Below are 14,256 nucleotides of genomic sequence, written 5' to 3' on the forward strand. Positions count from 1 at the left end.
AACAACGACATATCAATTGGTACAATTCTTTAGTTAGATCTCAGTGGACCCTAGCAGATCGAGCAACGATTTCTCAAGGAGGATTCCATGGTATTCCAGCGCTCTATCTCCGTATCTTTGGGAATGGTGCTTGCCCCCCTCATTAGCTTGTCCTGTGCAGATATAGGACAGGCTGCCGAGAGCATCATTGTTCGCTACAAGTCAGAAGAAGCAACGGTGACTCGAAAAGACCTCAACAGGTTTGCGGAGACGGGGGAGATGCCCGCTGATTTGCAAAAGTTGCTAGGGACAGATGCCCAAGTGCCCAATGGTGTTCAAACACTCTTAAGAGAAGAAATCAAAATTCCTAGGTTTGTCGAACGCTTCATCGAAGGATCCAATGGTGATTTTTTATTATTGAAACTGGATGATGCCATTAGTAGTGCTTCGGGCAGCACGGAAAGGGATTTAAATGCAATTCGAACGGCTGTATTAGATTCTATTGCTGACAACCGAGTATCCTTTATTGAACTGATTGCCAAGCATCCCCAAACTCAAATTCAGCTTGATCTGACCAGTTTAGAGGGGACTTACAAGGATGTACGCGGTTTTGTGGAGCGGGTACTGCCTGCCCTTGAAGTGGCTAAAGGGGTGTTGCAAGATTTAGTTTGCGACTGTGATACGGCGAAATCTGCGGTTGAACCGGCAGTAGATACGCCTGAAGGCAAGCAATACCAGTCTGCGAATACAGTGACCGACCGTCATTCCTCGCAGAATTGCAATCACCTTGAGCCGACTGAACAGGCTATCCCAATCGAGACCAAATAGCTTGCTTTCCCAGGACGCAAGTCTTTCCCTCATTAACCAGAAGTCAGCTCTCTCAATTTGGGACCGTACTATGGCATTAACATCGATGATAGGTCGCTCTCGCTTCCAAAGAATGCGACATAGGCTGATCTGGATGGGACTGGGGGCTATTTGTACCTTGTCTTGTCTAGGCCTTCACACCGAAACGGCCCTGGGGGCCACCAAGATTAAATTTACCTATGGGCCATTTGGTCAATCCCTCACGGTACAGGAACTCAAGACCTTTGCTGAAACCGGTAAAGCCTCTTCCAAACTCAAGTTTTTTATGAATGCTGCCGATCAAGATCCAAAGGTCGTCCGTCGATTTTTAACTCAAGATGTAAAAATTAGCCTCAGATTGGCCGATCGGTTGCTCTACTTATTGCCAGGTGAATATGCCTTGTTTCAAGCGGGCCAGATTTTTCAGACTCCAAGTCAAGGGGCCAATATCCAAGCCCTTCGCTCGGGGGTGATTCAGTCCTTGAGCGATGATAGTCAGATTTCCCTATTGGAGTTTCTGGAAAAGTATCCCCTGGCTGAAATGACAATTGATGGCGTCAAGTTGGCCCGAACCGCCGATCAGATTGATCGACTAGTGAGTCGGTTTGCACCTTCCGTGGAATCCGGTGCTGCGATCGCAACTGAACTTCTAGAAAGTTTGGTTTGTGATTGTGAGTCTGGTGCGATTCAACCAAAACCATCTGTTACTGCACCTAATCCCATCCCTGAACCAGCCCCTGACGCGACACCTCCCGGTTGAGAGTTGAAGGAGACTCAAATCTGATGATGGTCTGACTCTATTGGATTAGGGAAATCAAATCAGGAGCAGAATCATAGACCGAGTTTTGCTGTTCTCGTAAAAATGATCCGGTTCGATGTTTAACAACAGCCTGGATCTCTGACACTATCGCTAAGGCAATTTCACTAGGTGTTTCCGCGCCGATATCTAGGCCAATGGGGCCATGGAGCCGATTGAGTTGCTCCGGCGTAAGAGAGCCCCCATCCTGTAGACCTTGAATAAGCTGTTGAGTCCTTGCTTTTGTGCCAGGAACACCTAAGTAGCCTATGGCACTAGACCAAAGAAACTTTACGATTGCCAAATCCTGCTCAAAGTCTCCAGTCATCACAACAGCAGCTGAATATGATGAGAGCTGAATTTGTTGATGCAAGTCCTGAGGCTCGACTTGCAGAATATGATCTGCCTCTGGGAAATGGTTGAGTTTAATCTCTCGCGATGGATGCTCAACGATAACAACAGTCCACCCCAACTGTTTTGCGAGGAGTGTAATGGGGGAAGTGTAAGGTGTAATACCAAAGATATAGAGCTGGATGGGGGGAATAATGACTTCAATCAGGGCTTGGACATAACCGTCAATAAAGGGATAGCTCCTAGTCCGAGTTTGCCCCGCTGCCAATATTTTGACCGTATCTTGAAAAATAAGATTGGTGAGAAAATGGTCCCCAATTTGATTGGCCACTGAACCATCCATCTTGAGAAATAATCGGGAGGCGACTTGGGCAGGAATATCACCTTCTACAGTAAAGACAGTTGCGATTGCCCCGGATTGGTTCTCGTCATAACATTCAGCAATGAAATCAAACTGAGCTCTAGTGGATCGACTATTAAGAGGCTCCAGTAAAATTGTAGTTCCGCCTCGAGAGCTTGTCTTATCCAGTGTGTGAAGTTGATCGACATGATATCGATACACTTGGGGACAGCCATTAATCTGAACAAGCTGTTTAACTTGGTTAATAATTTTCTGATCAATATAATCCTCACAAATCGCCCGAATGGTTTGATCAGCTTTGGTCAATAGAATCCGAGTTCCAGACCTGCAGTAGCTTGATTCCTCCGCTTGCAACACAGTCGCTACAATAATTGACGGATCTTGATGATCGGCTTGAATAACAAAAGGAATGATTTCTTGTAGCTCTTTCATTCGAACGGGTAGCAAAACTGTAAAGTGATTGCTCTAAACGGAAAAAATCTATTTCCAAATTTAGTTAGAGGTATGCTTTTCTGCTCTAAAAGTCATCAATCCCCCCAATCATCTAGTAATTCTTTTTTACTGCGAGAATCCTCGTTAACTTCGAATAAAATCCTTCTAAAATATTTCGAGAAATATTTAATGGGAACGTTGGCTATTTCCCAAATCTTGAGTTTATACTGCTACCATTTCTTAAGTTAGCTATTAATTTATACTTTGCTATTTAATCCAGCTATAACCCTTTAGCAAGGCATTGGCTCATAAATATTAGTAATCTTTACAAAAAGCTGAGAAGTTTACTTGTTGGCACTTTGCTGTAAAAGATTTGTGATGAAATGTGAATTATTTAGATATTGAAGCAATTCAAAGTATGACTAAATAAATGAAAATATAGACAGGCACCAAAAGCGATTAATTTACTCTATTTCTGAAATTAGGACGAAATTCAATCTTTATGAATTCCCTTAGAACTCATCAACTCTTGATAAAGTGAGGCCACGTCTCACTGGTTTCAGATAAGGAGCAACAATAGTTGTGCGTAAGTACATTTTTCTACTGCTGTTGGGATTAATCTCTGTCCTGGGATGTGAATTGTCGACCCAAGCGAATCCTACTTTACAGCTAGGGCTACCCATTGATTGCACCTTAGGTAATGACTGCTTTGTTCTGCTTTATACGGATCGTGATCCTGGCCCAGAAGCGGTAGATTTTGGCTGTGGCCGGATGACATACGATGGCCACAAAGGGACCGACTTTGCTATCCCTGATGAGCAGGTAATGGCGGAGGGAGTCAAAGTAAAAGCCGCCGCCGCAGGGACAGTATTACGCACTCGGAACAACATTCGCGATCGCCGCATTCAGGATCAAACTCAAACCGACGCCGTTGAAGGAATGGAATGTGGTAACGGTGTTGTCATAGAACATGATGAAAACTGGCAGACTCAATATTGTCATCTTCGGAAAGGCAGTGTTCTAGTTCAACCAGGTGACAAAGTGAAAGAGGGGACGCCTCTAGGTTTAGTGGGTACTTCTGGAAAGGCTTCTTTTCCCCATGTTCACTTGAGTGTTCGCTACCAAGATCGGGTTGTGGATCCGTTTGTGGGACCGGAAGCCCCATCAGGGTGTCAGGGTAGCAAGAGTCCTTTATGGAAAACGGCCCTTCCCTATCAATCAACGGGATTGATCCGGGCTGGCTTTGCAACGCAACTTCCAGAGCTAGAACAATTATGGGATGGAGAATTTAAAGATCAAGTGCTTCCAGTGGATAGCCCTGCCCTGGTGTTTTGGGTCCACACCTATGGAATGCTCAAAGGAGATCAAGAACGCCTGCAGCTCCGAGATCCTCAGGGTAAGATTGTCGCTCAGTTTAATCGAACAGTATCGGAATCTCAGAAGGTATGGACCCGTTCATTAGGGAAGAAGGGCACTAAGCAACCCCTTATTCCAGGTCAGTGGTCTGGACGGTACCAGTTGATTAGAGACCAGAAAACGATCATTGATCATGAAGCAGATGTGCTTTTGCAATAGAGAAATAGGACAGATCCAAAGCTTCGGGGGGTATGATGTCTACTTTTTATAAAGTACATGGAAGCTATCTTCTGCATTTGGATCCAAGAGGTCAAGTTTATGATGGGCTAGGTCATGGATTGATACCGACGCTCTAGATCCTTAATCTGCAAAGAGAGGTTAGATAGTTGACTGATTAGGTCAACTGGCACTTCTTCGGCTAATTGGATAATAGGGATATTAATATCAATTAAGTTTTTTGTTAAGACATAACACTCAACCAATTCGCTGAGTCTGTAATATTTACTCTGAAAGTACTGGCGTTTTCTGGGCTTATCTGAAATTGATCTGATGTGAAAGGCTTCATCTTGGCTATATGGAAGTAGCCTTTTATTAGCTTGATGCAATTTTGTTAATTCTATTTCCAGTTGTTGGAGCTGTTCTCCCCAGGCATCACTTTGTTTAATGAGTCGTTGCTCCAACATCAAACGATTTTGTGTTTTGGAGTTGTGTTGCTTGCTTCGCAAGATTCTTGGCAAAATATTACCTACTAAAAGGCTACCGACAACCGCCACAATGATAATTGTAGCTACCCCTCCTCGAATCGATAAACCTAAGCAAAGAATAAATATACTGACCCCAATCACGGTATATCGTTGATATTTGAGAAATTGCCGTTGAGGATGGGGCAAGAAGTGAGACTGGTTGGTCTTGACATCTACTAATAAAATGGGCTGTAAGTGACCAACACCTTTTGCCGGCATCATCAAAATAATTGGAATATTTGCACCGATGAGTTGATCAATTTCTACTGTTTTAATAGACCCAGTTCTCATCTGAATTCTAGCTAGATAAATATTTTGGTGATTACGGGAAAACCCCAACCATGAGCCAATAACGACACCAGGCTCAGCTTGGTAGAGTGAATAGCAATGGGAACAAATGACTTGCCATTTTCTCAGAGACTGATAGTCTTCTGGTAAGTACAATGAACGTTTGCAAGTCGGACAAGTGCTTTTCATCTTCAGTTTAAATTGATAATTCCATGGCCTTATTTATCGTAATTTTCCAGATGAAAGATAATATTAGAGTGACATCTCTACTCGCCCATTAGATATCAAGGGACTATTTTTCTTGCTTGAACACTTTGGGAAAATCGACTATACTTCTTACCTATATTTTTACATATTTGAAATACAGTCTTTATCTTTTGAAATTATTATTATTTTATGTAGCCAGGAGTAAATTATTCTACTTGAATAGCCGTTTCAGATTGCGCAAACCTTAGGTCTGACACCCTAAGATCAATTGACTATTGATAGGTTGTTTAAATTCTATAAGTTCCAGAAAATAATTAGATAGATTAAAGGCCTTTCAGGATAAACACATTAAATTTTGGTCGTATACGGTTTAATGTTGAATGAGCTGAAATAATTGAGTGAAGTTTAAGCTAACAGAGGTGAGTCTAGAGGATTTCAAAAAGGTATCAGCGATCAACATATAAAGATGTAAATCTTCTAAGTTTTGTCCGTGAATTATGTCGTCATAGATGAATAGCATAAGAGGCTGTTTGAGAAGTCAGGGAAGCTCTCAAGAGAGTAATCTGTCACTGTAGAATTTCTGACAGGAACTTGAGAGCAATGTCTACAGCTTACGATAGCGACCTAACAGCAGAGCAATGGGAATTACTCGAACCTCTGATTCCCGCTGCTAAACCAGGAGGCAGACCACGAACCACTGATATGCTCAGTGTGGTTAATGCCATCTTTTATCTCGTTGTGACCGGCTGTCAGTGGCGACAGTTGCCTCATGATTTTCACTGCTGGTCAACGGTGTATAGCTATTTTCGAAAGTGGCGTGATGATGGTACTTGGAGGCAAATCAATGAACATCTACGGATGCAAGTCCGGGTGAGTGAAGACCGTCATCCGAGTCCCAGTGCAGCTATCTGTGATGCTCAATCGGTCAAAGTGGGCAATCCTCGGTGTCAATCCATTGGGTTTGATGGTGGCAAACTCATCAAGGGGCGTAAGCGTCATGTCCTCGTTGATACCTTGGGTCTAATCCTGATGGTGGTCGTCACTGCTGCGAATATCTCTGACCAACGGGGGGCCAAAATTCTGTTTTGGAAAGCTCGACGCCAAGGGGCGAGCCTGGGCCGTTTGGTTCGGATATGGGCAGATGCTGGCTATCAAGGAGAAGCCTTGATGCAGTGGGTCATGGACCGTTTTCGCTATATTTTGGAAGTCATCAAACGCTCTGATAATTTAGCTGGGTTCAAGGTTGTTCCCAAACGATGGATTGTAGAGCGGACGTTTGGATGGTTGTTGTGGTCTCGACGGCTCAACAAAGATTATGAAGTGCTGACCAGAACGGCTGAAGCCCTTGTTTATGTGGCGATGATTCGACTGATGGTTCGAAGGCTGGCGCAGGAATACTAAACTTTTCAAACAGCCTCTAAGATGTGGGACAAACGCATAATTAAATTTTGGCAGTAGCACTACAAACTCAACAGTGGAAGAGAATGAGATTAGTTTGAGATCGGATTTTCACCCTGCAAACATAATCTGGCCATTGGAATACCCCATTGTTGAACAATCATAATAAAATCCGGCAAATATTGGCGCGGGAAATTATGCCTCCCCATTAAGACATTGGATGGAGAGCTGTTGTGGAAACTACGCTCTACTGTCTGCAGTAAATATGGCCAAGGGAGATGTGAGTTATTTATGTTCCTAGGACCAGCTGAAACTAGGATTTATTACTGGCAAGTATGCTCATGTTTATGACGAAAAGGTTAGGATAATTAACCCTAGCCGTCTAATGATCTTTGCTATTTGCCATGACCCAGCTTAAATCGACAGGAAAAAAAGTGGGGTCTTATGGTGTTAAGCCCAATCCCTATGCTTTCATAGCGTTGCTTCTGGGGGCTATTGGTATTGCATTTGCTCCCATTTTTGTGCGCCTGAGTGAATTAGGGCCGAGTGCAACAGCATTCTATCGATTGGGATTTGCTGTCCCTCTATTGGGAGTTTGGTTATGGACCTCCCGACCTGCTACATCCTTCCCCGTGAATGAACAGCGTGTAACGGGGTTGCCTCTGATATCAGCAGGGTGTTTCTTTGCAGCAGATTTGGCGGTTTGGCATTGGTCTATTCAATTTACCTCTGTTGCCAATGCAACCTTGTTGGCTAACTTCGCCCCTATTTTTGTGGTGTTAGGGGGTTGGCTACTGTTTGGGGAAACTGTTTCACGATGGTTTTTGGTTGCCATTGCTCTAGTTCTCTTAGGGGCGACCCTATTAGTCAGTGCGAGTATCGATACTCAACATGTATTTGGGGATGCCTTAGGACTGCTTACGGCCATTTTCTACGCTGGATATATTCTGTCTGTGGCTCGGTTACGTTTGCATTTCCCGACAGCAACTATCGCCTTTGCCTGCAGCATCGTTGGAGCTACGATTTTGTTTTTTATCGCTTGGCTGTCGGGAGAAGGATTCTTACCTATGACGATGACTGGGTGGTTATCGTTAGTGGGATTAGCCTGTATTTCGCAGGTGATCGGCCAAAGTTTGATTATGTTTGCTTTGGCCCATTTGCCTTCCGCATTTGCTTCAGTCAGTTTGCTGCTACAACCGGTTACGGCGGCAATTTTAGCTTGGCGATTGTTTGGGGAGGCGCTGACCCTGCAGCAAGGCTTTGGGGGCGTTATTGTATTGGCAGGGATTGTTCTGGCTCGTTGGAGCGATCGCAAACCCGTATCATAGCTTCTGGCAGGATCCTTCGAAGAATCGTTTATGCAATGCTCTACGCAACAACTAATTGCTCAACCAATTACTCCAGAGACATTTCAACCCTACGGTCAGGTCATATTTGCTTCCGAAGATGGGGCCGTTTATGGTCCTGACAATGCTCAATTACATTTAGATCAGGGGATTCCCCGGTTCTATATTGTGCGACTAGAAAAATTGGGCCGACGGTTTTCTCGCATTACGCGGCATCTAAAATGTACCCAATGTTTAGGGTCTCTAGCTGGTAAACCTTGGCTGATGGCCGTTGCTCCCCCAGGAGATGCTGCTCAACCTGCCCTAGACCAGATCACGGCATTTCAAATTCCTGGAGACTGCTTTATCAAATTAGAAGTGGGGACCTGGCATGCGGGTCCTCACTTCGATACCGACTTTATCGATTTCTATAATTTAGAACTGTCTGACACCAATCAAGTTGATCACGATACATGTAACTTGATCAACCAATATAATGTTGAATTCATCATCACGCCCATGTGATTGCCCTTTCTATTCGTTCGCCAGTGAAGTCCCGTCGTCGTCAATCCCTCCGCCGAAAACTAGCCCAAAGTTTGCCTCAAAAGAGCTACTTGAAATTTCAAGACGGCAAATTTAGTATTTCTGGGCTGGGGGTTTGGTATACCTATTGGCGCGATCCTTATCATTTATTACTGACGATTCCTTGGCTGGGCTTTCTGCTAATTCTGGTCGGCGGCTATTTAGTCATTAATGTATTGTTTGCACTGGCCTATCTGGCTGGGGGAGATTGTATCGCCAATGCGACACCGGGCTCGTTTTGGGATGCCTTCTTCTTCAGTGTGCAAACTTTGGGGGCCATTGGTTATGGAGCCATGCACCCTACCACGGCTTATGCCAATTTTGTGGTTACGATTGAGGCCTTTACTAGCATCCTTAGTGTGGCCTTAATTACAGGTTTGGCGTTTGCGAGATTTTCTCGACCGACAACCCGAGTGTTGTTTAGCCATGTTGCCGTGATTACACCTTACAATGGCGTCCCAACCTTGATGTTCCGCACCGCCAACCAGCGTCGTAACCAGATTCTTGAAGCTGAAATTAATCTCTATTTTCTGCAAGATGAAATCAGCACTGAGGGAGACGCGATGCGGCATTTGTATAATCTCAATTTGCTTCGTCCTCGAACGCCTTCATTCACCCTGACTTGGACGGTTATGCATCCGATTGATGAATCTAGTCCACTCTATGGTGCTACTGCTGAATCCCTTGAACGTACAAAAGCAACCTTAATTGTGACATTGACTGGAATTGATGATACAGTGGCTCAATCTTTGCATGCTCGCCATACTTATGGAGCCCTGGATATTATTTGGGATCATAAGTTTATTGATATTTTCCATCAAACTCCAGATGGGCATCGGTATATTGACTATACCCACTTTCACGATGTCGCTCCCAAGTGATGAACTTACAGTCAATCGAATGTTTACACATCACTATTTATTAACTCAATTTAGGGTTTGAGATTGGGGCAAGTCTGGAATAATCTGAGCTAAAAAAGAACTACAACCTGCAAGCTAGAATCGATGTCCTCCTGCAGAAAGATTTAATGGTGGGTTTGCCCAGAATCTAAATGAGACTGCTGTTGGGTCAGTTTTCTTTGAAAAATTAAAGCCTCTTCAAAAGAGGGATCTGCCTGTAAAGCTTTTTGTAAATAGGTAGTCGTTTCTTCTAGTTGTTGCAAATGAAAGTGACACATACTGATGTTGTACAGTGTGGCAGGGTCAGTTCCAGTTAATTGGATAGATTTCTCAAAATAATCTATTGCATCTGCATATTCAGCTAATTGATACAGCACCATACCTAGATAAAAGGCTAGATCTTGATTCTCGCCAATTGGGTAATAATTAGTCCAAATCTGATGAATACCTTCAATCAAATCCAATCTTATCGCTGGTGTTGCTGTGTCTAACTGATCTAATAGAGAAGAGAAACAGTCCAAGAAAATCTGAGAATCCCAATGGTGAGAATGCAAATACCCTATTAGTTGGGATAAAGAAAGCGTCTCCATTCGCTCAGTCGTTATCTGTACTGAACCCTGCCAAGAGTCTGTCTCAGTTACTGTTGAATAAAACTGGTAACAGAGTTGTGTTTCTTGATATTGAGTGGGGTGCTTGCCAAAGAGGAGGGCTTGGGTATAGAAATCAGGCGTGTGGCGATGAGGTTGCAAAACCAGCCCGCCTTGCTGCACGGTATATGCTGCTAGGACATGGTAGTTGACAGGTAAAGATACACTTCCCTGTAGTTTAAACACGGGCTCACCATAGCCTTGCCAAGCGTTTTGATGGCAATAGCCAAAGTCGCTGGAAATGATCATAAGCCGGTCTTTAGACAGATGGCGGAAGTAATCTAAGCAGGATAGAGCAACGGTAGGGAATAAGAAATGAGTTGGATGGTTCGTTTCCGAATAGGTGTAGAGAATGTTATTTGCGATCGCATCTTCGTAATAGTCAGATTTATCTAATCCCACATCCGAAAATTGCAACGCTATTTGCCCAAGCGCTCGCCAATCTCGTAACTGATGTCCTGCAGGCGCAAACAGTCTTACCCGGCTTTCCGACAACTTTCCTGATTCAGTGCAGAATGCATCCTGGGGGAGTTTGCTGAGGACCTGGTTCGCTATCAGAATGATTGGGTTATTTAAGGTGTCTGGCGTCAAAGAATCACCAGATATTTGTAGAGTTAAATCAGTGGGATATTCAATATCAAAATAAGCAATGTCGAGTGTACCTTCTTTGAAAAAGGGTTGCAGAGAGGGATGCTGCTTCCAAAACTCAATATTTGCTGTTACAAAATCAGTCAACACATAACAAACTGATATTTTCTTCAAAGTGGGCTGTGATAAAAGAGGCAGTAAATGATGAAGAACCTGATATGCAAAGTGTCCTGAACCAGCACCTAACTCAATGAGATAAATCTTCTGGGATGCGTCAATGGCTTGATAATTCGCTTTATGTCTTCTATTAATGGCACAATAATCTCTTAAGCATGAAAAGATAAGCTGTGCATAGTGACTTGCCTTGGACCTTGCTTGTCTCGAAGATTGTTGTTCACATTCTTGGAGAAAAATAGTGTTCCCTTGTTGTAGGTAATACTGTCGTTGTAAATCCCATATCGTAGATTGCGATAACCGTTTCTCCTCTATAGGAAGATGGCCTAAATTAGAGGGATGGCTTGTAGAAAATGATGATCCTGAGTTTAGTCCTTTAGGTAAGTCGAGGCCATTAGATAATTGATCAACACTAGATTGAGAAAATTCTTGTTGATGATATTCAGGACTAATCGTGCCCAGCTCTTCACATAATTTTTTCAACAACACTTGAACATTTTCTTGCTTAACCTCATCCATATTCTGAACAGATGATTTCCATCTTTGATAAGCTTGAGTGGTTATAAATGAGTTTTGCTGCCCAAGCATATTCGTAAGAGAAGACTCAGTTACTCGCTGTAGGAATGGGCTCAAGATTGACCATAAATCTTGCTCTAATGGATCCTGTTCTTCGTGTACGCATAAATAGGCCCATATTGTTTTGGAGTAGACTTCTCTGTTCGCCTGTGTTTGACGAATGGAAGTGAGTAGCCAGCTGTCAGTTTTTAGTAAGGCGTGCTCAGGGCTGAGTTGTTCTAAGCACCTCAGTCCTGAAGAACCAGGGTCAGAGAGTGAGAGGAGTCCCGAAAATTCCTCGACTAAATCAGGACGTAGAAATAGCTCAAGATATACATCAATAGAATAGTCAAGAAACTGAAGATCAGTATCGACTAAAATTTCATCATAGAGATTAAAAAGCTCAGTTGATTTGATCTGTTTGTATTTATCAGGCGAAACTTGAAAACTCATCCGAAGATAGTTGGCTTTATGGTTTCGTTTATTCAGTTCAAACTTAGGATTCAGTAGTTCGATGGACCGCTTATTTAGGTCAAGAAGAGTAACGTTAGCCATAGTTTATTGAGCCTCTGCTGCCGCTTTAGCTTTTCTCCAACTTGCTGCAGCCCGACTTTCCTTAATAGTCGCAACTAGTCCTAGAACAATATTTTTTGCCAATGCAGCTCCTTCCGTAGCAGCTCCGATGACAATTCCTAGTACTCGACCTATAGCAGTTAGAATCGCTTCAACAGAAGTCATTAATGCAACTAAATTGGGGTGCTTTTTATCAAAATCATCAATATGAAGTAAAGCTCCTCTCACTGCTTTAATGAGTCCACCAGATGCTCCAAGAATTGAGGCGGCAGCTCCTCCTGTGGCAATTGCCATAAATGTGTTGAACGCTAAGCTCAGCAATCCTTCCATCGTGATTAAATTATTGAACCATTTTCCATATTTTTGGATTTTGTCCTCATCTTTTTCTTTCCCTTTTTTATGAGCTAGCCATGCTCGGCCAAACTTAGAAAGCCCAATCACAATTTGTATACCACCACCAATAGCTGCTGGAACACCAATAATTGCCCCGGCTCCACTTCCAATAGCTGGTACAGTCAGAGCTAGAATAATTGCCCCTCCAGCTAAATGGCCAATCCCTTCAGCCCCTAATCGCCACTTATTGGTTTTTGCATTAGGCTTTGCTGCTTTGAAAAGCCCCCCAATTTTTCCAAAAATCGTCGAGGTATCTGCATTATCTGCTGACTCAGCGTTCTCCTGGCCCAAATCCTCCCCCACTGCATCAATAAATCCTTCCCAAGGAATTCGGGAATTGAGTAAACCAGTTTCATCTTTATTGGCTTCTTCACGCCAGCTTGCTGCATCTCTCTCTGCCAGGGCGTATCCAACCCAAAATGTATGCAGGCTTTGTAAAGACATCTTATTTTCTGCTGCGGTCTCTGTATCTGCAGCTTGTCCTTCTACAAGATAGTAGAATCTTTGAGTGTCTGGATTGAAGTACCATTGCAATCCATGAATTTGATCTTTGAGTTTGTAGAGTTCTTCATCTTGATTCCAACTATCGGCTAACTCCCGCTGAATAGAAGGGGATGGATTAGAAGAAATAGAGTCTATAACTGTGGATTTGGGCTGCCGTTTCTCAACCAAAGCATATTGAGGCTGAGCAGGGACTTGTTGAAAAAGATGCTCCGTCTTCTGAAGCCTGCCATTGGTGGAAGAAGTTTGATGGATGCGTTTATCAGTTATGTATGGAATAACGTTGTTCTTTGCCTGAGAGACATGGTTTTGTTTCTCCGACTGCCTCCTCAGGAAGACATCATTGGATTTCCAACACAGTTCCATTGACTTGGATGGTGTTGGCTCCTGATTTTGTTGGGGTTCAGCTGCAGTTGATTGGGGGTGTAGTGATGGCTGGATAGATTTGCCATTCTGCTGAACGACATGAGTCAGTTCATGGGCGAGGAGTTCCTGGCCTGCTCGGCTACTCGGTTGGTAGGCTCCTTGGCGAAAGAAAAGATCTTGGCCTGTGGTAAAGGCACGGGCTTGAATAGATTCGTTGAGTTGATGCGCTTTGCGATCGCTATGGACTCGCACGCCACCAAAATTTGCTCCAAAAGCTTGTTCCATTGGACCGCGGATCTTATCGTCCAGGGGACGACCACCCCCTCTAGATTGGTTAATGGCATGTTCTAGGTTGGGGTTCGCATCTTTAGGGCCATTGTGTCGTTGAATAATGGGTTTCATCATCAGCTCATCTTGTTCAGGTAAATCCTGACGTTGAGCAGATGATGGAGGATTTAGGCCCTTGGGAGAATGCATTTGGGTGACGACCTGCTTGGCCACGCGGTCGGCCTCTTGTTCATATTTATCTCCCGGTGCTCCAATGGTCAGTTTGGGTTGAATGGGGTTTCCATTGGTTAAGCGTGGTGGCCCCATCTGCACCATACTGGTATCTAATCTCTGAAATTTCTCCAGTCGTTCTGCATGTTCTGCTAGACCTTCAGCATTCGACTTAGGTTCTACGATGGGGGATGGGGATGTCGGTTGAGTAACGGGTGGGGTAGAAGAAGGGACAGCCTCTGTTTTGGCTTGCTGTGACTGAGTTTGATGCGTCTGCACTGATATTCCCCCAGAATCCGTACGATATCATCGCCGAAGGAATTATCTCACTTCAAAAGGGTCTCAGGACCTCGCCATTGGGCTAATATTTCTGCCGTTTTCAAAGGCTACCCAACCTC

At 43.8% G+C, this 14,256-nt stretch carries 11 protein-coding genes; 7 read left to right on the forward strand and 4 right to left on the reverse strand.

What is annotated here, in order from left to right; translation table 11 throughout:
- Window positions 1-87: 87 nt before the first annotated feature.
- Window positions 88-807, forward strand: coding sequence for an alpha/beta hydrolase (locus AM1_RS37425; RefSeq protein ID WP_012160943.1), 720 nt, complete (start codon window positions 88-90; stop codon window positions 805-807).
- Between the two features lie 70 nt (window positions 808-877).
- Window positions 878-1,585, forward strand: coding sequence for an alpha/beta hydrolase (locus AM1_RS01070; RefSeq protein ID WP_238549135.1), 708 nt, complete (start codon window positions 878-880; stop codon window positions 1,583-1,585).
- A 37-nt stretch (window positions 1,586-1,622) separates the two neighbouring features.
- On the opposite strand, the gene AM1_RS01075 is transcribed toward AM1_RS01070, so the two are convergent.
- Window positions 1,623-2,765 (reverse strand): XdhC family protein, encoded by a 1,143-nt coding sequence (locus AM1_RS01075; protein ID WP_012160945.1) that lies wholly within the window; start codon window positions 2,763-2,765, stop codon window positions 1,623-1,625.
- Window positions 2,766-3,347: 582 nt separating this feature from the next.
- Here AM1_RS01075 and AM1_RS01080 point away from each other — a divergent pair.
- Window positions 3,348-4,340, forward strand: coding sequence for a M23 family metallopeptidase (locus AM1_RS01080; protein ID WP_012160946.1), 993 nt, complete (start codon window positions 3,348-3,350; stop codon window positions 4,338-4,340).
- Between the two features lie 107 nt (window positions 4,341-4,447).
- Here the strand turns inward: AM1_RS01080 and AM1_RS01085 are convergent, their stop codons facing one another.
- A complete protein-coding gene (locus AM1_RS01085) occupies window positions 4,448-5,341 on the reverse strand; it encodes a hypothetical protein (protein WP_238549136.1) in 894 nt (297 codons plus the stop codon).
- Between the two features lie 618 nt (window positions 5,342-5,959).
- On the opposite strand from AM1_RS01085, the gene AM1_RS01090 reads away from it, so the two are divergent.
- The 4 genes from AM1_RS01090 to AM1_RS01105 all read left to right on the forward strand — a co-directional run bounded on the left by AM1_RS01090 (window position 5,960) and on the right by AM1_RS01105 (window position 9,545).
- A complete protein-coding gene (locus AM1_RS01090) occupies window positions 5,960-6,760 on the forward strand; it encodes an IS5-like element ISAcma9 family transposase (protein ID WP_012160949.1) in 801 nt (266 codons plus the stop codon).
- Between the two features lie 401 nt (window positions 6,761-7,161).
- Complete coding sequence (locus tag AM1_RS01095) at window positions 7,162-8,085, forward strand: DMT family transporter (RefSeq protein ID WP_012160950.1); 924 nt, start codon at window positions 7,162-7,164, stop codon at window positions 8,083-8,085.
- 30 nt (window positions 8,086-8,115) lie between these two features.
- Window positions 8,116-8,607 carry an ureidoglycolate lyase gene (locus AM1_RS01100; RefSeq protein WP_012160951.1) on the forward strand — a complete coding sequence of 164 codons (492 nt, stop codon included), beginning with the start codon at window positions 8,116-8,118 and terminating at the stop codon, window positions 8,605-8,607.
- On the forward strand, window positions 8,604-9,545 hold the full coding sequence (locus AM1_RS01105; protein ID WP_148215645.1) for an ion channel: 942 nt from the start codon (window positions 8,604-8,606) through the stop codon (window positions 9,543-9,545). Before AM1_RS01100 ends, AM1_RS01105 begins: the two co-directional genes overlap by 4 nt.
- A gap of 143 nt (window positions 9,546-9,688) precedes the next feature.
- Here the strand turns inward: AM1_RS01105 and AM1_RS01110 are convergent, their stop codons facing one another.
- Both AM1_RS01110 and AM1_RS37430 read right to left on the reverse strand, forming a co-directional pair.
- The gene (locus tag AM1_RS01110) at window positions 9,689-12,082 is read right to left on the reverse strand and encodes a tetratricopeptide repeat protein (protein WP_012160953.1); all 2,394 of its coding nucleotides are present in this window, start codon (window positions 12,080-12,082) and stop codon (window positions 9,689-9,691) included.
- 3 nt (window positions 12,083-12,085) lie between these two features.
- The gene (locus AM1_RS37430) at window positions 12,086-14,137 is read right to left on the reverse strand and encodes an eCIS core domain-containing protein (RefSeq protein ID WP_012160954.1); all 2,052 of its coding nucleotides are present in this window, start codon (window positions 14,135-14,137) and stop codon (window positions 12,086-12,088) included.
- Window positions 14,138-14,256: the final 119 nt, after the last annotated feature.

Source organism: Acaryochloris marina MBIC11017, from assembly GCF_000018105.1.
GTDB classification, from domain to species: Bacteria; Cyanobacteriota; Cyanobacteriia; order Thermosynechococcales; family Thermosynechococcaceae; genus Acaryochloris; species Acaryochloris marina.